This window comes from Halosegnis sp. (assembly GCF_042216475.1).
Taxonomy (GTDB): domain Archaea; phylum Halobacteriota; class Halobacteria; order Halobacteriales; family Haloarculaceae; genus Halosegnis.
Genome location: NZ_JBDGTV010000019.1, coordinates 22,507 through 49,175, shown reverse-complemented (window position 1 = coordinate 49,175; position 26,669 = coordinate 22,507). Strand labels below are relative to the sequence as shown.

27 protein-coding genes, 1 tRNA gene and 2 pseudogenes are annotated in these 26,669 nt (G+C 66.3%); 13 read left to right on the top strand and 17 right to left on the bottom strand.

Annotated features, from left to right (window positions below; translation table 11 throughout):
* From ABEJ63_RS11595 to ABEJ63_RS11580, 4 genes and pseudogenes are all read left to right on the top strand, one after another.
* A partial coding sequence (locus ABEJ63_RS11595; protein WP_375796533.1) for a DNA topoisomerase I occupies positions 1-2,463 on the top strand: 2,463 nt, incomplete at its 5' end.
* A 46-nt stretch (positions 2,464-2,509) separates the two neighbouring features.
* The gene (locus tag ABEJ63_RS11590) at positions 2,510-3,286 is read left to right on the top strand and encodes an SDR family oxidoreductase (protein ID WP_375796532.1); all 777 of its coding nucleotides are present in this window, start codon (positions 2,510-2,512) and stop codon (positions 3,284-3,286) included.
* Positions 3,287-3,335: 49 nt separating this feature from the next.
* Positions 3,336-4,959, top strand: a pseudogene (locus tag ABEJ63_RS11585) (long-chain fatty acid--CoA ligase).
* A pseudogene (locus tag ABEJ63_RS11580) lies at positions 4,956-6,131 on the top strand (acyl-CoA dehydrogenase family protein); the annotation flags it as partial. The pseudogenes ABEJ63_RS11585 and ABEJ63_RS11580, both read left to right, overlap by 4 nt.
* Positions 6,132-6,141: 10 nt before the next feature.
* On the opposite strand, the gene ABEJ63_RS11575 reads toward ABEJ63_RS11580, so the two are convergent.
* The 8 genes from ABEJ63_RS11575 to ABEJ63_RS11540 form a co-directional block, all read right to left on the bottom strand.
* Complete coding sequence (locus tag ABEJ63_RS11575; RefSeq protein ID WP_375796531.1) at positions 6,142-7,308, bottom strand: thiolase C-terminal domain-containing protein; 1,167 nt, start codon at positions 7,306-7,308, stop codon at positions 6,142-6,144.
* A complete protein-coding gene (locus ABEJ63_RS11570; RefSeq protein WP_375796530.1) occupies positions 7,305-7,718 on the bottom strand; it encodes a Zn-ribbon domain-containing OB-fold protein in 414 nt (137 codons plus the stop codon). Before ABEJ63_RS11570 ends, ABEJ63_RS11575 begins: the two co-directional genes overlap by 4 nt.
* Positions 7,718-8,683 (bottom strand): hypothetical protein, encoded by a 966-nt coding sequence (locus tag ABEJ63_RS11565; RefSeq protein ID WP_375796529.1) that lies wholly within the window; start codon positions 8,681-8,683, stop codon positions 7,718-7,720. The genes ABEJ63_RS11570 and ABEJ63_RS11565 overlap by 1 nt, the downstream gene beginning before the upstream one ends.
* Positions 8,684-8,809: 126 nt before the next feature.
* Positions 8,810-8,884: transfer RNA gene (locus ABEJ63_RS11560), tRNA-Ile, on the bottom strand.
* Positions 8,885-8,939: 55 nt separating this feature from the next.
* Positions 8,940-9,479, bottom strand: a complete 540-nt coding sequence (locus tag ABEJ63_RS11555; protein ID WP_375796528.1) for an FxsA family protein — start codon at positions 9,477-9,479, stop codon at positions 8,940-8,942.
* A gap of 44 nt (positions 9,480-9,523) precedes the next feature.
* On the bottom strand, positions 9,524-10,093 hold the full coding sequence (locus tag ABEJ63_RS11550; protein ID WP_375796527.1) for a peptidylprolyl isomerase: 570 nt from the start codon (positions 10,091-10,093) through the stop codon (positions 9,524-9,526).
* Positions 10,094-10,130: 37 nt separating this feature from the next.
* Positions 10,131-10,694 (bottom strand): dolichol kinase, encoded by a 564-nt coding sequence (locus ABEJ63_RS11545; protein ID WP_375796526.1) that lies wholly within the window; start codon positions 10,692-10,694, stop codon positions 10,131-10,133.
* Between the two features lie 39 nt (positions 10,695-10,733).
* The gene (locus ABEJ63_RS11540) at positions 10,734-11,798 is read right to left on the bottom strand and encodes an anthranilate phosphoribosyltransferase (RefSeq protein WP_375796525.1); all 1,065 of its coding nucleotides are present in this window, start codon (positions 11,796-11,798) and stop codon (positions 10,734-10,736) included.
* 81 nt (positions 11,799-11,879) lie between these two features.
* Between ABEJ63_RS11540 and ABEJ63_RS11535 the strand changes: the two genes are divergently transcribed.
* Together ABEJ63_RS11535 and ABEJ63_RS11530 are read left to right on the top strand one after the other, a co-directional pair.
* The gene (locus ABEJ63_RS11535; protein ID WP_375796524.1) at positions 11,880-12,380 is read left to right on the top strand and encodes a GNAT family N-acetyltransferase; all 501 of its coding nucleotides are present in this window, start codon (positions 11,880-11,882) and stop codon (positions 12,378-12,380) included.
* A gap of 132 nt (positions 12,381-12,512) precedes the next feature.
* Positions 12,513-13,544, top strand: a complete 1,032-nt coding sequence (locus ABEJ63_RS11530) for an Lrp/AsnC family transcriptional regulator (RefSeq protein WP_375796523.1) — start codon at positions 12,513-12,515, stop codon at positions 13,542-13,544.
* Here ABEJ63_RS11530 and ABEJ63_RS11525 read toward each other — a convergent pair.
* The gene (locus ABEJ63_RS11525; RefSeq protein ID WP_375796522.1) at positions 13,541-14,494 is read right to left on the bottom strand and encodes a phosphotransferase family protein; all 954 of its coding nucleotides are present in this window, start codon (positions 14,492-14,494) and stop codon (positions 13,541-13,543) included. The genes ABEJ63_RS11530 and ABEJ63_RS11525 overlap by 4 nt on opposite strands.
* Before the next feature lie 78 nt (positions 14,495-14,572).
* Between ABEJ63_RS11525 and ABEJ63_RS11520 the strand changes: the two genes are divergently transcribed.
* Together ABEJ63_RS11520 and ABEJ63_RS11515 are read left to right on the top strand one after the other, a co-directional pair.
* Entirely contained in the window at positions 14,573-15,733 is a 1,161-nt protein-coding gene (locus tag ABEJ63_RS11520) for an acyl-CoA dehydrogenase family protein (RefSeq protein ID WP_375796521.1), read from the top strand.
* Positions 15,734-15,758: 25 nt separating this feature from the next.
* Positions 15,759-16,037: a ubiquitin-like small modifier protein 1 gene (locus tag ABEJ63_RS11515; protein WP_375796520.1), complete on the top strand. Its 279-nt coding sequence runs from the start codon at positions 15,759-15,761 to the stop codon at positions 16,035-16,037.
* A gap of 8 nt (positions 16,038-16,045) precedes the next feature.
* On the opposite strand, the gene ABEJ63_RS11510 is transcribed toward ABEJ63_RS11515, so the two are convergent.
* Both ABEJ63_RS11510 and gatD read right to left on the bottom strand, forming a co-directional pair.
* Positions 16,046-16,930, bottom strand: a complete 885-nt coding sequence (locus tag ABEJ63_RS11510) for a GNAT family N-acetyltransferase (protein ID WP_375796519.1) — start codon at positions 16,928-16,930, stop codon at positions 16,046-16,048.
* Positions 16,927-18,186 (bottom strand): Glu-tRNA(Gln) amidotransferase subunit GatD, encoded by a 1,260-nt coding sequence (gene gatD, locus ABEJ63_RS11505; protein WP_375796518.1) that lies wholly within the window; start codon positions 18,184-18,186, stop codon positions 16,927-16,929. The genes ABEJ63_RS11510 and gatD overlap by 4 nt, the downstream gene beginning before the upstream one ends.
* Positions 18,187-18,284: 98 nt before the next feature.
* Here gatD and ABEJ63_RS11500 point away from each other — a divergent pair, with 98 nt between their 5' ends.
* Both ABEJ63_RS11500 and ABEJ63_RS11495 read left to right on the top strand, forming a co-directional pair.
* Positions 18,285-18,464, top strand: a complete 180-nt coding sequence (locus tag ABEJ63_RS11500; protein ID WP_375796517.1) for a hypothetical protein — start codon at positions 18,285-18,287, stop codon at positions 18,462-18,464.
* Positions 18,465-18,501: 37 nt separating this feature from the next.
* Positions 18,502-18,939: a hypothetical protein gene (locus ABEJ63_RS11495; protein WP_375796516.1), complete on the top strand. Its 438-nt coding sequence runs from the start codon at positions 18,502-18,504 to the stop codon at positions 18,937-18,939.
* Here ABEJ63_RS11495 and ABEJ63_RS11490 read toward each other — a convergent pair.
* The 5 genes from ABEJ63_RS11490 to ABEJ63_RS11470 all read right to left on the bottom strand — a co-directional run bounded on the left by ABEJ63_RS11490 (position 18,936) and on the right by ABEJ63_RS11470 (position 23,094).
* Positions 18,936-19,646, bottom strand: coding sequence for a metalloregulator ArsR/SmtB family transcription factor (locus ABEJ63_RS11490; RefSeq protein ID WP_375796515.1), 711 nt, complete (start codon positions 19,644-19,646; stop codon positions 18,936-18,938). The genes ABEJ63_RS11495 and ABEJ63_RS11490 overlap by 4 nt on opposite strands.
* A 50-nt stretch (positions 19,647-19,696) precedes the next feature.
* On the bottom strand, positions 19,697-20,569 hold the full coding sequence (locus ABEJ63_RS11485) for a hypothetical protein (RefSeq protein WP_375796514.1): 873 nt from the start codon (positions 20,567-20,569) through the stop codon (positions 19,697-19,699).
* Between the two features lie 107 nt (positions 20,570-20,676).
* Complete coding sequence (locus tag ABEJ63_RS11480; RefSeq protein WP_375796513.1) at positions 20,677-21,324, bottom strand: hypothetical protein; 648 nt, start codon at positions 21,322-21,324, stop codon at positions 20,677-20,679.
* Positions 21,321-21,905 (bottom strand): response regulator, encoded by a 585-nt coding sequence (locus tag ABEJ63_RS11475; RefSeq protein WP_375796512.1) that lies wholly within the window; start codon positions 21,903-21,905, stop codon positions 21,321-21,323. Before ABEJ63_RS11475 ends, ABEJ63_RS11480 begins: the two co-directional genes overlap by 4 nt.
* 46 nt (positions 21,906-21,951) lie before the next feature.
* Positions 21,952-23,094, bottom strand: coding sequence for a sensor histidine kinase (locus ABEJ63_RS11470; RefSeq protein ID WP_375796511.1), 1,143 nt, complete (start codon positions 23,092-23,094; stop codon positions 21,952-21,954).
* A 154-nt stretch (positions 23,095-23,248) separates the two neighbouring features.
* Here ABEJ63_RS11470 and ABEJ63_RS11465 point away from each other — a divergent pair, with 154 nt between their 5' ends.
* A complete protein-coding gene (locus ABEJ63_RS11465; RefSeq protein ID WP_375796510.1) occupies positions 23,249-23,593 on the top strand; it encodes a DUF5802 family protein in 345 nt (114 codons plus the stop codon).
* A gap of 74 nt (positions 23,594-23,667) precedes the next feature.
* On the opposite strand, the gene ABEJ63_RS11460 is transcribed toward ABEJ63_RS11465, so the two are convergent.
* Positions 23,668-24,549, bottom strand: a complete 882-nt coding sequence (locus ABEJ63_RS11460; protein WP_375796509.1) for a Vms1/Ankzf1 family peptidyl-tRNA hydrolase — start codon at positions 24,547-24,549, stop codon at positions 23,668-23,670.
* Positions 24,550-24,631: 82 nt separating this feature from the next.
* Between ABEJ63_RS11460 and ABEJ63_RS11455 the strand changes: the two genes are divergently transcribed.
* Complete coding sequence (locus ABEJ63_RS11455) at positions 24,632-25,657, top strand: DUF1611 domain-containing protein (protein WP_375796508.1); 1,026 nt, start codon at positions 24,632-24,634, stop codon at positions 25,655-25,657.
* The gene (locus ABEJ63_RS11450; protein ID WP_375796535.1) at positions 25,651-26,661 is read left to right on the top strand and encodes a dipeptide epimerase; all 1,011 of its coding nucleotides are present in this window, start codon (positions 25,651-25,653) and stop codon (positions 26,659-26,661) included. Before ABEJ63_RS11455 ends, ABEJ63_RS11450 begins: the two co-directional genes overlap by 7 nt.
* Positions 26,662-26,669 lie beyond the last annotated feature (8 nt).

The window sequence follows — 26,669 nt, the reverse complement described above, 5'->3', positions numbered from 1 at the left end:
ACCGAGAAGGACAACGCGGCCCGCCGCATCGCGGACATCCTCTCGGAGGGCGGCGCGGGTGTCGACCGCCGCAACGGCGTCAACGTCTATCGGTGGGGCGACACCCGGTGTATCGGACTGTCGGGCCATGTTGTCGGAGTCGACTTTCCGCCGGAGTACAACGACTGGCGCGACGTCCAGCCCGTCGAACTGACTGACGCCGAGGTGGTTAAACAGCCCACCAAGAAGAACATCGTCGCGACGCTGCAAGCGCTCGCCCGTGAGGCCAACCGCGCAGTCATCGCCACCGACTACGACCGTGAGGGCGAACTCATCGGCAAAGAGGCGTACGAACTCATCGACGAGGTAGCCGATATCCCCGTTGACCGGGTGCGATTCTCCTCTATCACGGACCGCGAGGTGCGCGAGGCGTTTGCCGACCCGGACGAACTTGACTTCGAACTCGCAGCCGCCGGTGAGGCGCGTCAAATAATCGATTTGATGTGGGGGGCTGCGCTGACGCGGTTCCTCTCGCTGTCAGCCGGCCAGCTGGGGGACGATTTTATCTCCGTCGGCCGGGTGCAGTCGCCGACGCTGAAGCTCATTGTCGACCGTGAGCGGGAAATTCAGGCGTTCGAGCCCGACAACTACTGGGAGCTATTCGCCGACTTGCGCCACGATGGCGAGACGTTCGAGGCACAGTATTTCACCGACGACGACGGCAGCGAGCAGGAGCGCCTCTGGGACGAGACGGCCGCCACCCAGGCCCACGAGCGGCTCGCGGGGGCAGCGACGGCAACCGTCGAGTCCGTCCGCCGGCGCACTCGGACGGACGAACCGCCGGCGCCGTTCAATACGACGCAGTTTATCCGCGCGGCCGGCTCGCTGGGCCACTCTGCACAGCGGGCGATGTCTATCGCCGAGGAACTGTACACCGCTGGCTGGATAACATACCCACGGACAGACAACACCGTCTATCCAGAGGATCTCGACCCCGAGGCGCTGTTAGCGACGTTCGCCGACACCGGGGCATTTGGCGAAGACGCCGCAAGCCTGCTCGAGGGAGACGTGGAGCCGACGGCGGGCGACGAGGAGACGACCGACCACCCGCCAATCCATCCCACTGGCGAGATACCCGGCCGACAAGAGTTGGGCGAGGACGAGTGGGAGGTGTACGAACTCGTCGTGCGCCGGTTCCTCGCTACCTGCGCAGACCCGGCGACGTGGGCACACCTCCGGGTCGTCGCCGACGCCGATGGCGCCGCGCTGAAGGCGAATGGCAAGCGGCTCGTCGAACCGGGCTACCATGCCGTCTACCCGTACTCATCGGCCTCTGAGAGCCACGTCCCCGCGGTTGAGGAAGGTGACGAGTTGGCAGTGAGCGAGGTCCGGCTCGAGGCAAAACAGACCCAACCACCCCGGCGGCGAGGCCAGTCCCGGCTCATCGAGCAGATGGAGTCGATGGGCATAGGGACGAAGGCGACCCGCCACGAGACGCTCCAGAAGCTGTACGACCGCGGCTATATCGAGGGAGACCCGCCCCGACCGACAGGGCTGGCGATGGCCGTTGTTGAGGCCGCAGAGCAGTTCGCCGACCACGTCACCGATGAGGCGATGACCGCACAGCTCGAGCGAGATATGGACGCCATTGCTGCCGGCGAGAAGCACCTCGAGGAGGTGACCGACGAATCTCGCGAGATGCTCCGGCGCGTCTTCGACGAACTCCACGACCACCGCGAGGAGGTGGGAGAGTTCCTCCGTGAGTCACTAAAGGCCGACAAGACGCTTGGCCCCTGTCCAGAGTGTGGCGAGAATCTGCTCGTTCGCCGGTCGCGCCAGGGGTCGTACTTCGTCGGCTGTGACGGCTACCCGGACTGCGAGTACACGCTCCCGCTTCCGAGCCAAGGGGAGCCGACGGTCACCGACGACGTCTGCGAAGAGCACGGACTCGGCCACGTGAAGATGCTCGCTGGCCGGTCAACGTTCGTCCACGGGTGTCCGCGCTGTCGGGCCGCGGAGGCCGACGAGACGGACGACGAGATTATCGGCGCGTGCCCAGACTGTGGGGCCGATCAGGGCGGCGAACTCGCAGTCAAGCAGCTCCGGTCCGGCTCGCGGCTCGTCGGCTGCACGCGCTACCCGGACTGTGAGTACTCGCTGCCGCTCCCTCGGCGGGGCGACATCGAGGTGACCGACGACTACTGCGACGAGCACGACCTGCCGGCGCTCCGGGTCCAGGAGGACGGCGACGAACCGTGGGAGCTGGGTTGTCCCATCTGCAACTACACGGAGTACCAGCAGCGACAGGCCGCGAGCGAGGTAGAGGACCTCGACGGTGTGGGCGCCAAGACGGCCGAGAAGCTGGCGCGGGCTGGCATTGAGAGCCTCGAGGACCTGACGGACGCGGACGCCGAGGCTGTCGCCGGCGAACTGCAGGGCGTCTCGGCCGACCGGCTACGCGACTGGCAGGCACAGGTCGGCTGACGCTCCCCGGAACAAGCGTTAACCCGTCGGGCGTCGGGCGAGGGGTATGGACTTCGGACTCGACGATAAGACGGCACTCGTGACGGGCGGGGCCGGTCGCATTGGGAGCGAGGATTGTCGTGTGCTCGCGGCGGAGGGCGCCGAGGTGGTCGTCCTCGACGTGGACGGCGAGGCCGCAGAATCGGTCGCAGCCGACATCGAGGCGGACGGTGGCGACGCCGTCGCAGTTGAGTGTGATCTCACCGACCGCGAGGCCGTCGAGGAGACAGTGGCGGACCTGCGGGCGACAACCGGCGGCATCGACGTACTCGTCAACAACGCGGCGTTCGTGGACGCGACCGACCAGTTGGGCGAGTTCGACGACGACCTGTGGGATCGCGACGTCGCAGTGAACCTCACCGGCGCGTACAACGTCACCAAGTCGGTGTTCCCGGGAATGTGCGAGCGCGGCTGGGGCCGGGTCGTCAACATGTCGAGTATGGCCGGTCTCCAAGGCGGCTTCGGGCAAGCCTCCTACGCCGCAACGAAGGCAGCGCTCATCGAATTCGGCAAGACACTCGCCCTAGAGGGGGCCCAGCATGGCGTCACCGCGAACGTCGTCGTCCCCAACATCGTCGTTGGCGAGCTGGCGGACCTCTCGCCAGCGGAACTCAAGGAGGTTAACCCCATGTACGAGCGTATTCGGCAGGCGACACCAATGAAGCAGCTCGGCCGTGAGGAGGACGTCGCCTTCCTCGTTGCCTACCTCGCAAGCGAGCAAGCACGGTACGTCACCGGCCAAGCAGTGGGTGTTACCGGCGGCGTCGACCTATTCTCCTTCTGAGTAGATACCGGGTTTTATCCCCGACTGTGCCGTGCTACCGCTGCCCATGATGGCCGCGGAACTCACCCTTGACCGGCTGCTCGACCGCGCGGCGACGCTGTACCCCGACCGAGAGATTGTCACCGCCCGTCCAGACGGGAGCCGCCACCGCTACACTTACGCGGACGCGGCCGACCGGGTCGGGAGACTAGCGAACGCGCTCGATACGCTCGGGCTTGAGCAGGGGGATCGGGTCGCGACGGTTGCGCTCAACCACCATCGCCACCTCGAATTGTATTTCGCGCCTGCCTGCTCAGGCCGCAGTATCCACATGTGCAACATGCGTCTCCCCGAGGACCACTTCACATACATCATCAATGACGCCGAGGACCGCGTACTCTTCGTCAACCCAGCCTTCCTCGAGTTGGTCGAGCAGGTCGCCGACGACCTCGAGACCGTCGAGCAGTACGTCGTCCTTGCCGATGAGGTGCCGGAGACGAGCCTCGGACCCGTCATCGACTACGAGTCGCTGCTGGCCGGCCACGCGACCGAGTACGACGCCGCACTCAACGAGGAGATGGAGTGTGGGATGTGTTACCTCGGGGACGACAGGGAAGCCAAAGGGCGTGGAGTACACCCACCGCGGGGTCTACCTCCACAGCCTGATGAGCGGTCACGCCGACGCCAACGGGGTGAGCGAGCGGGACACTATCCTCCCCGTCGTGCCGATGTTCCACGCTAACGGCTGGGGGCTCCCGTACGCGGCGACGATGGTCGGGGCCAAGCAGGTGTTGCCGGGCCCCAACACCGATCCCAGGCCGGTTGCGGAGCTCATCGCCGAGGAAGGGGTGACGATGTCCGCAGCGGTTCCGACTGTCTGGCTGGAGATGGCCGAGTACCTCGACGAAAATCCCGGTGTCGACGTGTCGAACATCGACCGACTGGTGGTCGGCGGCTCCGCGCCTCCGGAGTCGCTCATTCGACGGTATGACGAGGAGTACGACGCCCCGATCATCCAGGGGTGGGGGATGACAGAGACAAGCCCGCTTGGGACCCTCTCAACACTCCGGCGAGAACTCGCGGACGCACCTCCCGAGATCCAGTATGAGAAGCGAGCGAAGGCGGGGATTCCGGTACCGGGCATCTCGGTGCGGATTCGCGACGAGTCAGGCGAGCCGGTGGCCCGGGACGGGGAGTCGATGGGCGAACTCCAGGTGCGGGGGCCCTGGGTTGTCGACGAGTACCACGGCCGGCCCGAGGCGACCGAGGCGTCGTTCACAACAGACGGCTGGCTCAAGACGGGCGACATCGCTACTTGGGACGCGGACGGCTACGTCGACATCGTCGACCGCATCAAGGACGTGATTAAGTCCGGCGGCGAGTGGATCTCCTCCGTCGAGTTGGAGAACGCGCTGATGGCCCACCCGGACGTCGCCGAGGCCGCGGTCGTCGCGGCAGCTCACGAGACGTGGCGGGAGCGGCCCGTCGCGGTGGTGGTCCCATCCAGCGACAGCGTCGACCCCGATACACTCGAGCAACATCTCGGTGAGTCGTTCCCGTCGTGGTGGCCCCCCGATGAATACGTCGTCCGCGAGGAAATCCCTCGCACGAGCACCGGTAAGTTCGACAAACGGTCACTCCGCGAGCGGCTTGACGACCGCGCGTTGCCGCGGGCGCCAGGTGATGACCGATGACTGACCCGGCCAGCGACGAGGAGACCCGGCTCGTAGTCGAGAGCTTCAAGGAGTTCATCGACCGCGAGGTCGTCCCAATCGCGGAGCGGCTGGATGACCGGTTCACGAACCCGCGGAAGGGCCGCGAGCCAGACGGCCGGCCGTCGCCGGCCGTAGTCGAGGCCGTCGAAGAGGTGCGCCGCACCGCCGCGGAGGCGGGCTTCTACGCGATGAACCTGCCCGAGTCAGCGGGTGGGGGCGGCGTTGCGACGCCGACGTGGTACGCGGCAAAGCGAGCGGCCGCGGCCCACGAGTGTCCGCTGGCGGAACGTGCACTCGCCGGCCCGGAGGGGCCAAAGCCGCTGCTGCTGGACGCCGATGAGCGCCAGCACGAGGAGTACGTGCGGCCGGTCGTAGAGGGGCGCAAGTCGACGGCGTTCGCACAGACGGAGCCGGGGGCCGGCTCGGACTCGCCGGCGATGCAGACGACCGCAGAACGCGAGGGGGACGGCTGGCGCATCGACGGCCGCAAGCAGTGGATTACCAATGCTCCATTTGCGGATTTCGTGCAGGTGTTTGCTCGCACCAGCCCGGCGGAAGAGGGCCGCTACGACGGCATCACCTGCTTCATAATCGAGCGGGACGAGTACGAACTGACCGGCATCAACAGCGCGATCGGCGTCGGCGGCTGGCAGGGGGAACTCGCCTTCGACGGTGTCTGGGTTCCCGACGACCGGGTGCTCGGCGAGGTTGGCGGTGCGTTCCGCTCGGCTATGTCGTTTCTCTCTCTCGGTCGGTTAGAGCTGGGCGCAGAGGCCGTGGGCACGGCTGACCGGCTACTGGAAGCGGGGTTCGACCGTGCCCGCGAGCGCAAGGCGTTCGGCCGGCCCATCGGGGAGTTCCAGCAGGTGTCGGCGTCGCTCGCACGCGGCCGAGCGCGCGCCTACGCTGCCGATGCCGCGGGTCGCCGCTGTGCCCGAAAGCTGGAGGCCGGCGAGCGGGCTGTTGAAGACACGTCCATCTTCAAGTGGTTCGCCACGAACGCGCTGTGGGAAATCGCCGACGACGTGCTGCAGGTTCACGGCGCGACCGGCTTGGTTGAGGGCGGCGAGTTCGCTAACGCACTCGCCCGGGCGCGGGTGTTGCGGGTCGTGGAAGGAACCGACGAGATACAGCTCAACACCGTCGCGCGGGAAAAGGCTTTTAGGGCCGCTCGGTGGAGAGCACGTTCACACAGGAGACGCTGCCGGTCGCGTTGCGGCCGATGCCAATGTTGTGCTGGAGGCCGTACTCTGGGTCGTTCTTTGCCTGCACGGCCCCGGCCTCTCCTCGGAGCTGCTCGTATATCTCGTTCACCTGCGCGACGCCCGTCGCGCCGATGGGATGGCCCTTCGCGAGCAGGCCACCAGAGGGGTTGACCGGCGTCTCGCCGTCAAGCAGCGGCTCGCCTGATTCGATGAACGCGCCGCCTTCGCCCTTCTCGCAGAAACCGAGGTCCTCGTAGGTGACCAGCTCCGTGATCGTGAAGCAGTCGTGGACCTCGGCAACGTCGACGTCCACAGGGCGGATACCCGCCTGCTCGTAGGCCTGCCCGGCGGCCTGCTCGGTTGCGGGGAAGCCGACGAGCGAGGCGTCCTTCCCGCGCTCGAAGGAGTCGACGGAGAGGCCGCTCCCTGCCACCCACACCGGGTCGTCCGTGTAGCGGTCGACGACGTCCGCGCTCGCGACAAGCGTGGCGGCCGCTCCGTCGGTGACCGGACAGCAGTCGTAGAGGTTGAGCGGGTACGTCACCTGCGGACTCTCCACGACATCGTCCACGTCACACGTGAACCGGTAGTGGGCATGAGGGTACTTCGCGCCGTTCTCGTGGTTTTTTACCGACACCTGCGCAATCTGCTCGCGAGTCGTGCCGTACTCCGCCATGTGGCGGGTGGCACGAAGGCCGAAGAAGGCGGGCATCGTCACGCCACGACCACGCCACACCTGCTCCAACGCTGCCCCTTCGATAAGACCGGCCGCAGAGTCGCGCATCTTCTCCGCGCCAGCGACCAACGCTACGTCCGCTGATCCGGCCCGGACCGCCTCAACGGCCGACCGGAACGCCGAACTCCCCGTCGCGCAGGCGTTTTCGACGCGGGTGACGGGCACCTCGAACTGTCCGGTCGGGTGGCTCAGCCCCAGCCCCGAAGAGGCGTTGTCCGCAATGTCGATAGTGCCGAACCACGCCGCATCAATGTCCGCTGGTGACATCCCCCGATCAACATCGTCGAGACAGTTGAGATAGGCCCGCTCAAGCATGTCGTCCAACGACTGGTCGAACAGTTCGCCGAAGTCTATCATCCCCGCGCCCACAACAGCAACGTCTCTCATTCTGTCTCACCCCGCGGGAGCCGGAACTTGAACGAGTGGACGGGCAACCCCTCCACGTCGAAGATGCGCCGGAACACCGCCTCCGCCTCCGTTCCCACCTCGATGTCGGCGGGGTCTGTCTCGGTGAACAGCCCGTAGACGCGGGCGGGCTCTCCGCCTGAGATTTGTGGGACATCCATTATCGCGAGCGGGAGTGGCGTCTCAAACCCCTCGGGGAGCCGCTGCTGGACAACGTATGACTGGACGGTGCCCTGCTGTTCGAGGCGGGTGTCGCGCCACTCGCCGCGCTCGCCACACCGCTTGCAGACCTCACGAGCCTCCGGGAAGCTCACCCAGCCACAGGCCTCGCAGGCCTGGGCTGCCAGCCGCTCGTTGGCCGCGCGGTCTCGAGTGAACGGCGGCTCGAACATCAGGCGACACCCCCCTCACGGAACCGCCGGTGTTTCCCGTACGGAACGTGCTCACTGTGCTCGAGCAGCGTCTCGGTCGTGGTCGGCGGCGTCGAGTCGCTCGTGCGGTCGAGACAGACGGCGTCACAGCCGCCCGGCCCGTGGCCGACGAGCAGGAGGCGGTCGCCCGCGACCGCGGCGTCAAGCGACGCCGCGAGCTCGAGGAGGACGCCGCCGGCTGCCGCATACCCTACGGCGTCAAACGTTGAGTCGCGGTCGGCTGCCAGTCCAAGCGCGTCGACCGCCTTCCCACCCCAGTCAGCGTGGGAGGGGAACGCCGCGCGGTCGAACCCTTCGGCGTCGAGCCGCTCGACCGCCCCGGCGACGGCCGCGAGATACTGCTCTCGGTTGAACCGGCCATCACCCTCTCGGACGGCGCCCGCGGCGGGGCTAAACCGGCCGACGAACCCCGTAGTCGCGGGGGCAGCTGCGACGAAATCGGCGATTGACCAATCCGGAGCGAGGACGACCGCGCCAGCGCCGGCACCGGCTGTTCGCTCGGCGCTGGAGCCCGGCTCCGCCGTCAACGCGTCGCTCGCGACCACCAGCGCCGGCCGCCCGTCAACCGCGACCGCGTCACGACCTGCCAGTAGCGCGTTCGTTGCCGCACGGGCGCTCGCTTGGAAGTCACCAACGCGGGCGTCGGTAGACGCACCCATCGCGTGGGCGACGTGGGCTGCGACCCCACGCTCGTCAAAACGGTCGCTCGTCGTCGCCGCGTAGACGACGCCGAGTTCGTCGGCCGAGACCCCGCCGTGTTCCAAGGCCGTCGAGGCCGCCTCCACGGCCATCGTCGTCACGTCCTCGTCGTGGGCTGGCACGGCCGTCTCGCCGCCGCGGGCGTGGTCACCATACTGTTCGGCGATACGTGACCGCTCGATGCGGTAGCGGGGGACGTACGAGCCGTACCCTGTTATCCCCGTCATGGACGCTCCCGCACGGCGAACGGTAATAATACCTGTCGTGGTCGTGGCTGATGGAGCAGAACGGAATTAGGTGGCTGGGGAGGCGTAGTCCCGCGCGGCCGGCCGAAGAGCCGTTCGCGGCGGGAGTGGGCCAAATCGGATTTGAACCGATGACCTCCCGGTTATCAGCCGAGCGCTCATACCTGGCTGAGCTATTGGCCCAGGTAGGCGCATTTTGACGTACCGCGGTGTGTCGTTTAACCGTTTCGTTCGCCCGTCAGGAGTCTCCGGGCCGCGACCGGTCGTCCCCTTCGTCGTCGACGCGATATTCGTCCTCACCGATATCGACCGTAGTCCCTTCGCCCGCGCTGTCGGCCTCGGCTGTCGGGCCACCGTCGTTCGGGAAGCCGCCGACGTAGATGTTGCCAGAACCGAAGCCACCGGTCTTGGCATCAACGTACGGTCTGATGACGTACCGCTTCACCAGCGCGCGAACCGGGTAGCGGGTCGGGGGCAACGCGAGCAGTAGCGCGGCCGCGTCCGTTACCAATCCGGGCGTGAGAAACAACGCGCCCGCCACGAGCAGGAGGCCGCCGTCCACGAGATCGTCGGTAGGAACCTCGCCGCTGGCGGCCTTCTGTTGTATTTTCCGAAGTGTGCGGCGCCCCTCTGCGCGCACGAGCAGGAGCCCCACCAGCGCCGTCAGGACGACGAGCGCAATGATAAGCGTCAACGGGAACGTCGTCGCTAACACGGCGAGCAGCATGGCGTCCAACAGTGGGACGAGCAGCAACACGCCGATGACCCGCAAGTCCATACGGACGGTTCTGGGCGTGGCCAAATAACCCTTTTCGAGCCGACTCAGTCCTCGACGGTAACCGCCTCGATGACGGCCTCCTCACGGGGTTGGTCTTGGCGGTCGGTCGGCAGCGAGCCGATGGTCTCGACGACGTCTATCCCGTCGATTACCTGCCCGAAAACGGCATGCTTGCCGTCAAGATGCGGTTGCGCGTCCAGCGTGATGAAGAACTGCGAGCCGTTCGTATCAGGGCCAGAGTTAGCCATGCTCAGAATCCCGGGGCCGTCGTGGCTCAGGTCCTCGTGGAATTCATCGGCGAACTCGTAGCCAGGGCCGCCGCGGCCGGTGCCAGTTGGGTCTCCGCCCTGAATCATGAACCCGCCAATGACGCGGTGGAACGGAACGCCCGCGTATAGCGAGTCGCCCCGCACCTCGCCGCTTTCCGGGTCCTCCCACGTCTTCGTGTCAGGGGCCGGCTCAGCGTCGGCGGCCGGTGCCGACGCCGCGAGGTTACGGAAGTTCTCGACGGTGCGGGGAGCCCGGTCGGCAAACAGTTCGACCACGACATCGCCGTGGTTAGTGTGGATAGTCGCGGTTGGATTGTCGGGGTTTGAGCGCTCACGGTTGTCCATACGGGAAGGTTGGTCGACCGGCGGAAAAGCGTGCTGTTCACGCCGCGAAGGCGAGGCCGACGAGGAGCCCAGCGGCCGCCAGTGGCGGAATGGTGAGATTGTCATCGACGACAAAGCCGCCTACGCGCGGTTTCACGCCGTCAGCGATTGTGGCGCCGAGTGCACCCGCTGCGGCCGCGATAGGTGGGACAAACGGCGCCGCGAGCGCGGTACAGGCGAGGAACATCCCCACGAGCACGCGCGGCCGCTTGACTGTCCGGAGCTCTCCCGAGGAGAGCAGCCCGGAGACGGGATCACCCAGCGCGAGCATCAGGATAGTGGCTGTACCGACGGCCGGGCCGACGAGCCAGAGCACGACCCCACCTGATACCATGTATAGTGCGTAACCAGCGACGCTGTTCTGCTCGTACTCGCGGGTGAGTCGGTCGTACAGCGCGAGGTCGAGGCCGGCGTACAGTCGAAGGAACTCGAGTGCGAGCGCAATCACGCCCACGGTGGTCCACGTCCACCTGACCTGTGGCCAAGTGAGGATGCCAGCGGCATGGGACAGCGGCGCGAGCGCGCCAGAGGCATGGACCGCCCGTCGCCCGAGTTCACCCATACACCGGCTTCACCGGGCGGGGTCTTGGGCCTGCCGACACTAGTAGTCACGGAGCGCCGCCAACCGCTCGTGAGCCGCCCCCGATTCGATGGTCTCCCGGGCGGCGTCCAGTCCTGCCTCGATTGACGATGCGCCCTCCCCAGCGTAGATTCGGAGCGCGGCGTTGAGCGCGACAGCGTCCGCGAACGCATCCGTCCGCTCACCCGCGAGCACGGCCTCGGTAATCGCAGCAGAGTCCTCAGCCACGTCCTCGACGCCGAGTGTCTCCTCTTCGAAATCCATCCCGTAAGCGTCTGTCTCGACCGTGAAGTCCTCGATATCGGCGCCGGCGTCCCACTCGGCGACAGTAGTCGACCCGGGCCGAACATCATCATACCCCTCGAGTCCTTGGAACATGAGCACACGGTCGACGTCGGCCGTCTCGGCCTGCTGGAATGTCTCGATGATACGAACGGCATATGGAAGATGATAGAAGGAACCAAGATGTGTCGACGCGCCAGCAGGGTTCGCGAGCGTCTCGACCGTGTTGACGAACGTACGTACGCCCATCATCTCGCGACGGTTCGCAAGCGCGTCGACGGTGGGCGCGAAGTTAGGTTGATAGTAGAAACCAAAGCCCACCTCGTCGGTCATCGCGGCTGACTCCGCGGGTGCGAGGTCCGTCCGCACGCCGAGCGCGTCAAGGACGTGCTTGTAGGCGTCCTGTTTCTGGGTCGGAACGCGGTCGCCTGAGTGGACCACGACCGGCGTCCCTGCGGCAGCGGCGACAAGCCCCGCCGCGACCCCGAGAATGGCAGTGCGACCCTTCCCGTCGTAGTTGGCGCCGCAGTCGACTGGATCACAGTCCGGGGCGGCCTGTTCGACATCAGCGGCCATCGTGTCCACGTATGCACCCAGTTCCTCGGGCGTGTTGCGCTTCCAACGGTTGGCGAGCCAGAATGCTCCCAGCGTTGTGTCATCCGGTTCACCATCGAGGATGCGCCGGAATGCCTCGCGTGCTTGCGCGCGGGTCATATCGTCGGCCGACTTGTGCCCCGAGCCGACCACCTCCGTCATCAGCCGCACGAGGGGCCATTCGCCGTACCGTTCCGTCGTCTGTGCCATACCCAATGTGGGGGCGCGTCGGACAAAACCCCTCGGCTTCCATCGCCGGCTTTCATCCGTCAGGCCAGCATAGTCATATACATGGAGTTGGCGCCGCTGCTGGCGGACCCCGGTTACCTGCAGACGGCGTTACAGCTCTACGAGACAATCCATGGAGAGGAGCCGGCGACGGCTGAACCCCGATTCCGGCGGCATGGCCGGACAAGCGGCTATCGGGGCCGCGTCGCGCTCGTCGACGGTGAGGTCGTCGGCTTCGCCTATGGCCACGACTCTAATCCCGGCAACCCCTACCACCGCCGGCTCCAGCAGGCGCTCCCACCAGCGGCCGTTGACGAGTGGCTCGACAACGCCTACGAGGTGGTTGAGCTGGCGGTTGCGCCCGAATCACGCAGGCAGGGCATCGGGAGCAGACTTGTCGAGGCCGTCCTGGCAGGTACCGACCGAACAACGGCGGTACTCACGGCCGAGCGGAATGCCGTCGGTGCCCGCGGTTTCTACGAGGCGACCGGCTGGCAGCGGGTGTACGAGCCGTTCGTCGTCAACGGCGTCGAGATGACCGTCTTCGGGCGACGGATCGCTTGATCACCGCCCGGCTGCGGGCCGACGTTCACGTCATCGCCACTCGCCAGCGGTCGCGATGGCGCGGCCTCATCTGTGGCCGTTGGGGTGCCAGAACCGAAAGCGGGGTATACTACTCGCTCCAACAGACGGGTGATGAGCCAGCAGGCCGACTGGCAGGCGGGACTCGACGAGATTGACGCTCACCTTATCGACGAGTATCAGAGCGGCTTTCCTGTCGAGAAACGCCCGTTCCGAGCTGTCGGCGCTGATCTCGGCGTTACCGAGACAGCGGCACTCGAGCGGGTCCGCCAGCTGCGCGAGCAGGGAGTCTTCCGGCGATTTGGCGCCGTCCTTAATCCGCCGGTCATCGGCTCGTCGACGCTCGCGGCCGTCCGCGCGCCGACCGGCCGGTTCGACGAGGTAGCCGAGGTTGTGAACAGCTATCGGCAGGTGAACCACAACTACCGACGCGACCACGAGTGGAATATGTGGTTTGTCGTCACGGCCGGCGACCGAGCAACCCGCGACCGCATTCTGACTGAGATAGAGGACCGGACTGGTTGCGCCGTCCTGAACCTGCCGATGCTGACGGACTACTATATCGATCTTGAATTTCCCGTCGTCAATGACGATCGGTTCGCCCGTGAGTCTGTCTCAGAGACAGCCGTGTCGGCGACTCGGATTTCTGAGTCAGCGACTGCCGATCTCTCAGCGCTCGACTGCCGTCTGCTTGTGGAGATACAGGACGGCTTCCCGCTGACGGCGACGCCGTACACTGACATCGCTGAGGCCGTCGATGCCTCCGTCGAGGAGGTGCTGGCAGCCGTCGAGCGGTTGCTAACGGACGGGTGTATCAAGCGGGTCGGCTGCGTCGTCAATCACGTCACTGCTGGCTTTGACGCCAACTGCATGGTCGTCTGGGACATCCCCGACGAGAAACTCGATGAACGGGGGACATCAGTTGGCTCGCTGCCGTACGTCACCCTTTGTTACCACAGGCCGCGTCGCCCCGAGCACAACTGGCCATACAACCTGTTCACGATGGTTCACGGCCGCGATCCGGCGGCCGTCGACTCCGTCATCGACGAGCTTGCGAGCGACCACCTCCCGTTCGACCACGAACGGCTCTACTCAACGGAGACGCTGAAGCAGACCGGCGCGCAGTATAGACGGTTGGTCGATTAGAGTCGGGCGAGCCGTCGCTCCATCTTAGCGGCGAGCCAGTCGGCGAACTCCGACTCCTCGATATCGCCGAGCGCGAGGTAGTTCTCGAAGAACCCCACCGGTCCTGTGAGGCGAATGGCCTCGTACACCGGGCGGCGCCGCTCGTAGCCGTCTGGGAGCCCGCCAGCAACCGAGCGGTAGCCGTCGCGGTAGGCGTCAACCAGCGTCGGGTCGGCCTCTTCTCGGAGTGGCTTGAGCCACTGGTCGCGGGCGCGGTAGAGCTCGCGGGCTGGGTCGCCGGCGTGTGAGCGCTCCCAGTCAAGAAGACCGAGCCTTCTGTCGACGAAAACGGCGTTCGGACGCGCGGGGTCGCCATGACACAGGGCCGCGGGAGCTCCCGAAAGCTGGTCGCGGTTCGTGTCGATGGCCGCCAGCAAATCGTCGTAGTAGCCCGGGAACCGTGGGTCAGATGCGGCCTCGCGCATGTACCGAACGTCGTCGGCGAGCACGTTTGGCCACGGCCGCCTCTCGAAGGCGAGGCTATCGGCGCCGCCGCCAGTAAATCGGCCGTGGCCGTCGAAGCGTCGCTTGTGGAGACGGGCAAGCGACCGGCCGAGAGCGGCCACGAGCCGGTGGCGAGCTGCGTCGTCAGCCTGATTCCACCGGGTCAATGCCGAAGTGCCGTCAATCGGCGCCGTGACAAGATACGGTGGGTCACCGTCGGGCGCACTCGCGAGGATCTCTGGCGCCGGAACTGCCGTGTTGGCACGTACGTACGCGGCGACGGCACGCTCCCGGGAGAATCGCGTCCCATCGCCATCGCGGGCCACTTTCAGGTATGCTGCACCGTCGGCGAACGTCACCCGGACCGTCTCGTTCGCCTCGTTCCACGACGGGCCCGTGCCCTCGACGTCAACGACCCGACGATCGGGAAAGGCCGCCCTCAACGCCCGCTCGACATCCTGGTCCACGCCAGAACGAGTCCCCGCTCAGAGTTGAGCCTTCGGCACGACCCGCGGTTTGATAGCCCGCGGGCCCGCCCGTCGGATATGGACGCACTACTCACAGAGGAAGGCCGGAGGCTACGTGCGGAGGCTCGCGCGTTCGCCCGTGAGCGAATTCGGCCGGTTGCAGACGAGCTTGACCAAACAGCGACGTACCCACAAGACGCGCTTGAGGCCTGTGGCGAACGCCGCTGGACCGGGCTGACGCTTCCCGAGCCGCACGGACTTGGTAAGGGTTACGTCGACCTCGCGGTCCTCACAGAGGAGCTGGCGGCAGCGTCGATGCCCGTCGCGTCGGCCCTAAACCTCCATCTTGGTGCGGCACAACTGCTCGCAACACACGGAACTGACGCCCAGCGCGAGCGGTGGCTCCCCGGGTTGGCCCGATTCGAGACGGTTGCTGCGCTCGGGCTCAGTGAGGACGAGGCCGGCAGCGACAAGTCCGGCATGACGACGACAGCCGAACGCGACGCCGATAGGTGGGTGCTCGATGGCCACAAGCGCTGGGTGACGAATTACCACCAGGCTGACCTCGTCCTGACGTACGCCCGTACCGGCGACCGAGCCGACTGGCCCGGCGGCGTTACTGCTTTTCTCGTTGATGCCGACGCGTTCACGCTCGATCGCGAGTGGGACACGCTCGGCGCGCGGCCTGTCCCAGCCTGTCGGGTGGTGCTCGACGGCGTCCAGGTTGGCGACGACCGGCGCGTTGGCCCGATTGGTGAGGGGTACCGCGGCCGGAGCGCAGTTGCCAACGGTATCAATGTCCCCGCCCGCGGCGTCGGCATTGCGCGGGCAGCGCTCGCAGACACAGCCGCACACACGAGCGAGCGCGAGCAGGGCGGCGCGCCGCTCGCAGACCGGCAAGGGCTCCGATGGGAGTTGGCAGCGATGGCCCGCCGTCTTGACCGGGCACGGCTGGCGACGCTGTCGGCCGCAGACCAAGCGGACCGCGGTCGCGACGCCGCACGAGCGATGGCTGTCGCGAAGCTAGAGGCGACAGAGGCGGCCGTCGATAACGCGAACGACGCCGTCCAACTGCACGGCGGGATCGGCTACACTCGCGAGCGGTCGGTCGAGCGGTATCTCCGGGATGCGAAGCTGCTTACCATCGCGGGCGGGCCAAACGCCGGCCACCGCGACGCGCTCGCCGAGCAGGTGCTCGCGGAGCCGGTGCGGCCTGTCGACGACGGACGGAACCCCTAAGCGGGCCGCCCCGTTCCGTCCGAACATGAAGTGGAAGCTGTTCGCTAACCTCGCCGAGACGGCGGGCCGCAAGGAGATAGAGGTGGACGTCGAGTCAGGGGCGACGTTCGGGGACGCGCTCGATGCGCTCTTGGAGCGGCACCCGGAGCTTCGTGAGGAGGTACTCACCGACGAGGGAGAGATACGCGAGCACATCCGTGTGCTCCGCAACGAATCGAACCCATTCGTGACAGACGAGGGGTTCGACACCGTGCTGGAGGAGGGGGACACGCTTGCGCTGTTCCCGCCCGTCTCGGGCGGCTGAGCCGACGGCTACCGGCCGGTCAAGTCCGCCTCCATCAGGAAGTCTGGCTCATCGGCGATGCCGGCGCGCGCGAGCGCGGCGTCGCTGACGTGGTGGACAGTCTCAGGGATAAGGACGCGCGTTGCATCGGCTCCTTGGTCGGCGGCGTCCCGCGCGACGGCCGCAATCAGCGAGCGGAGCGCCTCAGTGTCTGCCCACGCCGCGACCCCATACTCGGCGTAGACATCGCCGTCCCCGTATTCGGTCGTTCGGGCGCGGAAGGACATCGCCCGGGTGCCAGCACCGTCACCGACGGCGAACACGCGCTCCTCGGCGGCGACGCGGTGGAGTCGCTCGCGGGTGAGTTCGGCGACGGCGTATGACTCGTCTAAGTCGAGCGCGAGTCCCCGCAGGGCCGTGCACGCGTCGCTACGGGCGAAACAGCTCCATGCGGCGTCGGGGGCGTTACGCACCGCTAACTCTGATTCTGCGGTCGGGTCAGGGGCAGGCGTCATCCACCGGAATTCCCCGGCTGGCTCGAAGCCGACTGCCCGCGACTGACCCAGACCAGCCTGGTTCCACGAGAATACCATGTTCCGGCAGACGGTCGCACCCTGCTCGCGGAGCCAGCCGAGTACCCGGTCGACGATGCGCGAACCGATGCCCTCTCCGCGGTAGTCAGGGTTGACGCGCATCCCCTGTGACCAGCCCTCGTGAGGCGAGAGCAATACCCCCTGACAGATGCCCGCGAGCTCGTCGCCCGTGTCGTAGACGAACGTCTCGCGGTCGTCGCCATCAATCCAATCGTGGTAGACTCGGGGAATATAATCGCCGCCCTCACGGTCCGGCCACGTGTTCTCGGTGAACGCCGCGACGGCGTCATAGTCGTCGTGGGTTGCGGGCCGGACGCTCATGGCTGCCAAGGCGTGGAGCGGGCCGTCGCCTCGCCCGCCAGTGACTCTCCCATCGCCGCCGCCGGGTCCTCGCGGTTCGCCAGCGCCCACATCAGCTTCACGTAGGCTGTCTCCGGCAGGGTATCCTCTGCCTCAACGACGCCGGCCGCCAGCAGGTCACGCCCGGTATCGTAGACGCGGTCGCACACCCGCCCCTCGATGCAGGCAGAGGTCATCGCAATCACTGTGCCCCCGTCAACCATCTCGGAAAGCGTCGAAACAAGATCGGTATGGACGTGGCCCAGCCCAGTTCCTTCGATGATGAGGCCGTCAACGCCTGCCAACCGCTCGAGACGCGTGGGGTCCATCCCGGGCGTGAATTTCAGCAGTTCGACGTCCCCGTTGAGGTCAGACACCAGTGTCAGCTCCTGTTCGCCCCGCTCAGCGTGGTCGCCGTAGAATTCGACGGCCGGCTCCCCGCGGCTCGCGGCCCCATAGTCCACGCTCCCTAGCGGCTCGGCGCCAACCGTCTCAAAGGCATCTCGCCGAGAGGTATGGTTCTTGCGGACACGGGTACCGCGGTGGAGCGAACACCGGTCGTCGGAGCTGCCGGCGTGCATACAGACGAGTACCTCTGCGCAGTTGGCCGTAGCTGCCTCTACCGCACAGACGGCGTTCATCACGTTGTCCGAAGAGGGGCGGTCGGCCGACCGCTGGCTCCCCGTGAACACAACCGGGACGGGTGTGTCAAGCATGAACGCGAGTGCGCTTGCGGTGTACTGCATCGTGTCGGTGCCATGCATCACAACAACCCCATCGACGCCGGCCGCGATTTCCTCACGGACGGCGTTGGCGAGTTCCTGCCATACACCCGGATCCATGTTCTCTGAGAGGATGTTGGCGACGACTCTGCCCCGGTAATTGGCACGGCCAGCGAGATCGGGAACGGCACGGAGCACGTCCTCAGCGTCGAACTGCGCAGTGACTGCGCCGGTACGATAGTCAACCGTCGACGCGATAGTGCCGCCCGTCGAGATGAGCGCCACCGTCGGGAGGTCCTCGTCGAACTCGACGGTCGAGCCGCCCGGCTCCTCACCCGTCTTAACCGCGTACGCATCCGACTCGAGCACCTCCACGTCAGCGGCTTCCCGGTCAACACCGACGTTGTAGCCACCCGCGAGCTTCACGACGAGTTCCTCGGCCGTCGTTGAGGGCATCAATACGCCCTCGTGGACCACGCTGCCCCGTTCGACGCGGACCCGGTCGCCTGCATTCATGTCTCTCGCTACCCCGGCGGCGCCCTTGAATCCATCCGTCCAGTAGCAGCTGCGCAGCTGACGGGTGGTTTTATTCTCCATAAGAGATACTGTCAGCCATGCAGGATGGGGAGGATGTGGTCGTGCTCGCCGCACGACGACTGCTCGCAGAGACGCTCGACTTTACAGAGAACGAGCGTGCCGAGCGGAATGTTGAGGCGGCGCTGGGCCTGCTCGATGCTCGCGAGGCCAGCAGCCAGCACGAGGGGATCCGCACGGAACGGGGCGAGAGCGACTGAGCGAAAGGCCGTTAGCCGCGGCGTGCGAACCGATAGTATGACCGGTGACGGCGAGCCAACGGTGACCGATGCGGGGAGCGACCGTGACGGTGGCCAGCTCGCGAGCTTGCGCGCACGGCTGTCTGTACCTCTCTCCGCTTGGGCATTCTTGCTGGCGCTGACATCCGCAGCCGGCGGAAGTCTGCTTGCGGGGCTGGTGCCGTTCATCCCGGCGACCGTCGCAACGCTCGTTGGTATCTTCGCTGCCGGAATCTTTGTCGGACTCCTGCGGGCGACCCGCTCATATCTGGAGGTAGCCGCAGCCGGAAGTGGAATAGCTGCCCTCGCCGTCGGCTCGCGATACCTGCTCGTGTCAGTCCTCGGTGACATCGGCGTCCCCATCGCGCTGATTGGCGCAGGCGCTGGCCTGCTCGCCGGCGTCCTCGGGCACTACCTTGGCCGGGACTTGCGATACGGGCTGACCCGCGAGCTTTAGCTAAGCCGCCAGCGACCGTCCTCGCGGGCAACGACGCCTAATTCTTCAAGCCGCCGGAGCGCATCACGGGCAACCTCGGGGCTCGCGTCAACCCGGCGGGCGGCCGCCTCGGTCGTGTCCGCGCCCGCGGCGAGCGCCGACAGCAACTCGGCATAAAAACGGCCGTCCCGCTCGCCGAACCGCTCGGAGATACGGTCCATTACGTCCGTCAACTGACCCTGTACCCACCGCTGGGCCATCGACAGTTCATTCTCCAACGTCTGCAGCCGCTCAAGCTCGTCCGCCAGCGCGGCGAGATCGCCGTCGTCACCGTCCGAGTCGGCGTCAGCGGCCGGTGCATCCTCATTGTCTGCGTCGGAGTCGCCAGGTGCGTCACCGTCCACATGCAAGGAGAGGTAACGACACCGCGTCATGTCGAGCGAGCGCGAGGCCGGGTACGCCGATTTTGTTCCGAACTGGTACGGCGAGACATTCACCTCAAGACGAAGATTCCGCGCGATAGAGAAGTACTTACGCCGCTGCTCATCGACCCGTGAGTCAACCAGGCCTGCCTCCTCCAGTTTCCGGAGGTGGTCGATGACCGCCTTCGGACTCACCCCGAGGTACTCGGAAATCTCCGTGACATAACAGGGCTTGCGGGCGAGCAGTCGGAGGATGCGCCGCCGGTTCTCGTTCCCCAGCAGATCGAGCAGCGCGGCGGATTCCATTCACCTGACGTTAGCGCCGGGCATATAAGAGGGCTCCGGCGCGCATCGGCTCAGTTGGCGCCGTCAGCTCGCTCGTCGGTAGCAGTCCGCTCGGGCGTCTCTCCGTTGTCGTCGCGTTTGTCAGGCGTCCCTCCGTTGTCATCACGCTCATCGGGCGTTTCGCCCCCGGGCGTGTCGTCCCCGTCGGACGACTCGTCCGGGGCGTTCTCATTTCTCGAGTCCGACCGATCGGTGTCCGTCGTCGTGTCGCCAGGCGTCGTTCTCACCCCATCGGGTGTCTCGGTTTCCGTTTCGCTCTCTGATTCTGTCTCTGTCTCGTTTTCTTGTTCCGTCTCCGATTCGGTCTCGCGCTCGCCAGGTGGGCCTCGCTCGCTGTCACTAGGGGAATCGGCGACTTCGCCGGCTAGCTCGGCGACCTCGCCACCGTCCAGTTCAGAGGCATTCTTGCGAAGCCTGTCGAGCGCCTCGCGGTTGACCCCGGCAGCGGTCGCCACCTCGTCGGTCGTCTCAACGGCCTCGCGAAGCGACCGTATTTCAGCGGCCAGCCGTGCGGCTCGCGCCCGCTCAGCGACCGTCAGGTTCCCGTTACCGTCGAGCAGCGCCTGTCGCTCCGCCCGAAGCCGCTCAAGTCGGTCGGCGAGTGTTTCGGTCCGCTGAGTCACCATGACGCGGCGGGTTTCGTTAGAGGCGTTCGCCGCTCGGGCTCGGAAGACGCCATCCTCAACCTCGCCCTCTGCGTCAGCCGCACTGGCCTGCATGAAACTGGATATCGACGCCCCCAGCGACGCGTTGCCCGTCTCATTGGGCTGGGTCGCGGTGGACTCTGCGGCCGGCACCGTCGCCACGGCCGCGACAGCAGCCGGGCCAACGGCCGCGAGCAGTACCGCGACGGCGACGACAACTGCCGGCGTTCGGTTACTCATCTCACTCCGCTTTACCCCTCCTACAAGTATAAACACCGACAGCCGTTCCGTCACTTCAGACCGTTCAAATTGGTTTAATTCGGGCAATAGCGGCCGTCTAAGTCGGGTTAGGTTGCCAACGTCGTCCACGAGCGCGGCGCGTCGAGCCCTGAGGTCCGCATCTCCGTTGCGCCGTCGCGCGGGCGGAGTTCTACCAGCGCGCTGAACGCGTCAGCCAGCATGGCGACCGTCTGCTCGTTGCAGGCGGCGGTGTCGATGGTGGAGACGCCTAGATAGCCCGCGCGGTCAACCCGGTCCATCAGCGTGCGGAGAAACTTGTAGACACGCCCGCGGTCCATCCGCTCAAGCAGTGCCGTGGCCGACAGATGACCGACGCGGAGGCCGCGGGTGTTCATCGTCACGTACTGCTCGAGGTGACGACCCAGTGCCGAACCCACTCCCGAGAGGTTTGTTGGTGAGTCGACGGCCGCCACGCGATCGGCGTCCGACCCGAAGCCCGTGGCATCGATAACGCGGAGCCGCTCGTCGTCGGCGCCACCGGTGCTCCGATATGCCGCCACTAACGGCTGCGCGCCGAGCTCCACGCTGATAGTAACAACCCCATCTGCCCGCCGCTGGCCTGCCGCAAGGAACTCCAGCGCGACCGCGCGCTTATCGACATCGGGCGGACCCGCGAGCAGAAGGCTCGTCCCCGGAGAGACGTAGCGGAGTTCCTCGGCAGACACCGAGGGCCCGAGGTCGCACGCGTCGCTCATCCCTCTTCTTCGATACCACGGAGCGTCGCGACAAATCCCTCCTCGTCGTCGGCGCCCGTCTCGTCGAGCTGGTCATCCAGTTCGGCAAGCCGCTGCTCCAGCCGCTGGTACTCCTCGCTGTCGACGAGTTCCTCGTCGCTCTGGTGAGCCCGTAGGGTCTGTTTCTTCTCCAGCAGAGCGGTATACTCATCGAGGGCGTCGGCGTACTCCTCGCGTTCTTGAAGCCGCTCAATCACCTCACGAACGGCCGCCTCCGTGGCGGGTTTCGTCAGGTATGCGTCGAATCCCATCTCGATAATGTCGATATCAGGCTCGACGGCCGTCACCATCGCATAACGCGTGTCGAGCTCACGCTCGCGGAGGCGCTGGAGCGTTTCCTTGCCTGAGAGGCCAGGCATCATCCGGTCGAGCAGCGCGACGTCGGGCGCCGTCTCCATCTCATCAACGGCCGAGAGCGCCGCCTCACCGTCGGCGGCCGTTACGACCTCATAGTCGCCATGGAGCCACAGTTCGTATGTCTGCCGGAGATCGTCGTCGTCCTCAACGACGAGTACCGTCGGCGACCCTCCCTCCGCGGTCATACTACTGCTTGAGCGTGCGGCTACAAATAACGGGTGGCCGGTCTGGTTACGGCTCGGCTAGACCTGGCCGGCGGAACCGGAGCACGAACACGGAGCCGCCCGGCTCGTCGGTCTCGTGGAGTCGCCAGGATGCGCGGTCTTCGACCCACACATCGCCGCCGAAGTCCGACAGCATCGCGTCGACAAAGAAGAGCCCGAATCCGGAGCCAGTGCCGTCTTCGTGGAGTCCAGTTTCGTCGCGACGGAAGATAGCGTCCTTCACCTCGTCGGGGACACCGGGGCCGTTGTCGGCCACCCGCAGGTCGACGTACGAGTCGGTCTCGTCGGCTGTCACCTCAATGCGAGGTGTCTGCTCGTCGTTGTGATCGACGGCGTTCGACAGCACATTGCCGACTACGTCGACCAGCGTCTCGTCGGCCAGCACGTCCACCTCCGGGACATCGGTGCGGAGTTCGAGCGACTCATGGGTCGCCCGCAGCGACGTGACATTCTCTGCGACAGCCGCCGACAGCGGCGTGGCCGACAGCTCGCGATCCTCGCCGCTAAGCGCATCCAACAACGCCCGCGTCCGCTCCACCTGGTCTGCCACATCATCGCTCTGTGTGACGATGGTGTCGGCGAATTCCGCGGTTCGACCTTCCGTCTCATCGGCGATGAAATTCGCGCGCGAGCGGATGACCATCGTCCGGTTGAGGATGTCGTGTCTGAGGATGCTGTTCATCAGCTCGAACTGGTCGCGCGTTTCGGCAGCTATCTCGGCGGTCCGCACCGACCGAGCGTACAGCACCCCGACAAGCAGGCCAGCCACCCCGCCGGCGCCGGCCGTCGCGAACAGCGCGTACTGCGGCTCGCCAACGGGCCGCCCCTCAGCGGCCCGGACGAGGATGGTGATGGCAGTAGTACCACCGAACAACAACAGTCCGCCGTAGCCCGCGATCACGACCTGCCACCGGCCGATCGGATTGAAGTCGCTCCGGTGGAGCCAAGCGCTTGCATACGCGAAGGCTGCCGCGGGGAGATATCCCTGGAGTGCCGCCACGAACGGTGGCAGCGTCGTTGGAACGCTCGACAGTTCTGTCAGGAAATTCAGCGTGACGGCCGCGCCGAGCCCCAGGGCGCCGAGCGCGAGCACGCCCGGCGGCAACCGGGTTGCTGGCCGCCACCCGAGACGCCGGCGACGCCGACGCATCGGCACCCTTAACCGGCGGCATATCGGTCTCGGTCGCTATTGGGTGAGACTCGGCCGGCGCCGACTTGGTTCCACCGGCTTGCCTGCGGATTGCACGCCGATAAAACCGTTCCGGACAACGCTTATCTGTGGCAGTCGTCCACACACGGCCGAGATGTTCGAACCGTTCTCGAGCGGCTATTACCTCGGGCGGCTCTACGTCGAGCCGACCGACGGCGAGCGCGCCGTGATGTGCCGGGACCACCACGAGACGGTCAACGAGCAACTGTACGCCAGCGGCGAGGGAGTCGAGCGGCTGGATCGTCCACTCGTCATGAAAGTGGGCCGCACCCACCTCCCTGTCCACGGTGCAGCCGGCGTCCCAGAACGAACGTTGGCAGTGCCGGAGTCAATCCTTGAGGCGGCGGGCATCACCAATCCACCGACGCTCTCGGAGGTGTTGCTCGCCAAAGAGGAGGTGGCCGCGCAGCTCGTGTCGCTTGAGGGAACGCCAGTTTAGCTGAACTGAGGTACCAAGCCCCCTTCCTCAAGGAGCAACACAGGGGGCGAGGCGACCGAATCAGAGAAGGGAGTTCACAGCGCGAACAGCCGCGCGCTCCAGAAGTCGCGGAAGGCGGCGTCGATGGCCTCTTCAGGCGCGCCCGTCGCGTCAACGCTGGCTGTCGCGTCGGCGTCGAACTCGCCCAGCAGCGTCGACTCGCCAGCAGCGTAGAGCCGATCTGGCTCTGCGTCAGCGACGGCTTCACGACACCGGTCGAGGTGGTCGCGTATCTGTCCGTCGCGGATACGCTCGAACCGTGCCTGGGAAAACCCACCCTTCGAGTGGTCACTCATCACCTCGGTTGTGAACCCCGACAGTGATAGCCGCTCGTCGCCCTCGTAAACACCGAGCGCGAACGTATCCGATCGGATGAACGCAAACGCGAACCGACCGGTCGGCCGGAACCACGACCGATCGACGGCGAACGAATCAGCCCACTCCACCCGCTCACCGAGTAGCGCCGGTCGCAACGCCACGGTCACAAAGCCGGCGTCGTCGGCGTAGACGACACAGGGGGCCGCCCGGGCGGCCAATGGTGCCTGGTCGCCCAGTGCCGACCGCACCGGCTCAGGAAGGTCTCGGCCATCCGCGACGACGGCGGTGAGCGCCCCTTCTGGTCCGGTTTCGACGCTCGCCAGTCGGTCACACACCTCGTCACGGCGACGACCGTACAGCGTTTCCTCGCGGCGAAACTCGACAGACGTCGTTTCCGACTCGGTCTCGAGTCGCCCCTCTAAATCGGCAATCCGGTCCTCCAGCCGGTTGACCCGCTCCTCGGCAGCCTGTCGCTTTGCAACGGCCTCGCGGCGCCGCTCGCTCTCGGCGTCACGCTCCCGTTCGAGGTGGTGGATCTGCTCCTTGAGATCCGCTATCTGCTCTTTCAGCTCGGTCCGCCCGAGCAGGTCGTCCAACATCGCCCGTAGGTCGGTGCCGGCAGACAAAAACCCGGCGGGCCGTGACGCGACTGTTTAAGCCTTCGCGGCCGCAGGCCCCGGTGTGACTCGACGTGTCGCGCTGCTCGCCCACGAGGGGTTTCCCGACCGCGCGAAGACGGCCGTCGGCGTGCTGCGGTACGCCGATAGCGAGGTAGTCGCCGTCGTCGACCGCGAGATAGCCGAAGCCGATCCGGACGCCCGCGTCGCCGACTACGTCTCGGACGTGCCGGACGCGCCGATTGTCGGTCGGGTTGCGGACGCACCAACCTTCGACGCCCTCGTCATCGGCGTCGCGCCTATCGGCGGCGGCTTCGATGAGTCTTGGCGGCCAGACGTCCGGACTGCACTTGAGACCGGCGCAGACGTGGTGAGTGGCCTTCACTACTTTCTCGCGAACGATGAGGAGTTCGTCCGGTTGGCCGACGAGCATGGCGGGACACTCCGTGACGTCCGCCAACCGCCAGACGACCTCACCGTTGCCGAGGGAATCGCTCACGATCTCGAGGCCGAAATCGTGCTCACGGTCGGCACGGACTGCTCGACAGGAAAGATGACGACGACCCGTGAACTGTACGAGGCGGCCCGTGACCGAGGGATTGACGCCGCGTTCGTCCCGACTGGCCAGACAGGTATCATCATTGAGAACTGGGGCATCCCAATCGACCGGACGGTGAGCGACTTCACGGCTGGCGCCGTCGAGCGGATGTGTCGTGAGCGGGCCGACCACGACTACCTGTTCGTGGAGGGGCAGGGGAGCATCGTCCACCCGGCCTACTCAGCAGTGACGACGGGCATCCTCCATGGTGCGATGCCGGATAGCCTCGTGCTGTGTCACGAGGCGGGTCGCGAGGCGGTCCACGGCTACGAGGAGTTCGAAATACCGAACCCGGGGTATGTCGCGGAACTGTACGAATCGCTGGCCGAACCGGTGGCGCCGACATCGGTAGCGGCGGGCGCGCTCAACACGGCCAACCTCGCCACGGCAGAGGCAGAGGCTGCGCTCGACCGCTACCGCTCGCAGTTGGGCGCGCCTGTCGCCGACCCGATTCGCGACGGTCCCGAGCAGCTGCTGGAGGCGGTATTATGAACACGAGTCTTGAGCGCGTCGAGATGGGTTTAGCCGAGCCATTCGAGATTGCCCGGGGTGTCCAGACGACGACCGAAAACATCGTTATCGAGCTTGACCACGAGGGAAAGACTGGCGTGGGCGCGGCCGCCCCCTCCCGTCACTACGGCGAGACGGCCGACACCGTCGCGGTCGTCCTCCCTGACCTAGTCGATGCACTCCCCGAGGATCCCCACGACCTTGATGCGGCTCATGCCGCGATGGACGCTGTCGTCCGCCAGAACCCCGCCGCGAAGGCTGCGGTTGATGTCGCGCTCCACGACCTCGTCGCGCGCATGCACGACCTTCCGTTGTACCGGTATCTCGGACTCGACGCCGAAGAGACGCCAATCTCCTCATTTACAGTCGGGCTGGCAGACGTGGCAGAGATGCGCCGGAAGGCCCGCGCGGCAGCCGACCGCGATATCCTGAAAGTGAAGGTAGGAACGGACAGGCCGGTCGAGCGGGTTGAGGCCGTTGCCGAGGCAGCCCCGGATGCGCGCATCCGGGTCGATGCCAACGAGGCGTGGACGCCCAAACGAGCCGTCACCATCTGCCGGCGGCTGGAGGGGCTCGTCGAATTCGTCGAACAGCCGGTCCCGGCTGAACACCCCGGTGGGATGATGTTTGTTCACGAGCGATCGCCGGTGCCGGTCGCTGCTGACGAATCACTCGTCGGACCGGCCGACGTGCCGCGCGTCGCCGAGGCAGCGGACATCGCCGTCGTGAAGTTGATGAAGTGTGGCGGCGTCCGGCCCGCCATCGAGACGCTACGTGCCGCTCGCGTCCATGGGATGGAGACAATGCTCGGCTGCATGGTCGAGTCGAACGCCGCCATCGCGGCGGGCGTCCATCTCGCGCCGCTGTGTGACTACGCTGATCTCGATGGATCGCTGCTGCTTGCCGACGGCGAGGATCCCTTCTCTGGGCCACCAGTGCCCGCTCTCGACCCGACGGGCGTCGTCGGCACAGGCGCGCGCCGGTAGCGCCGGCG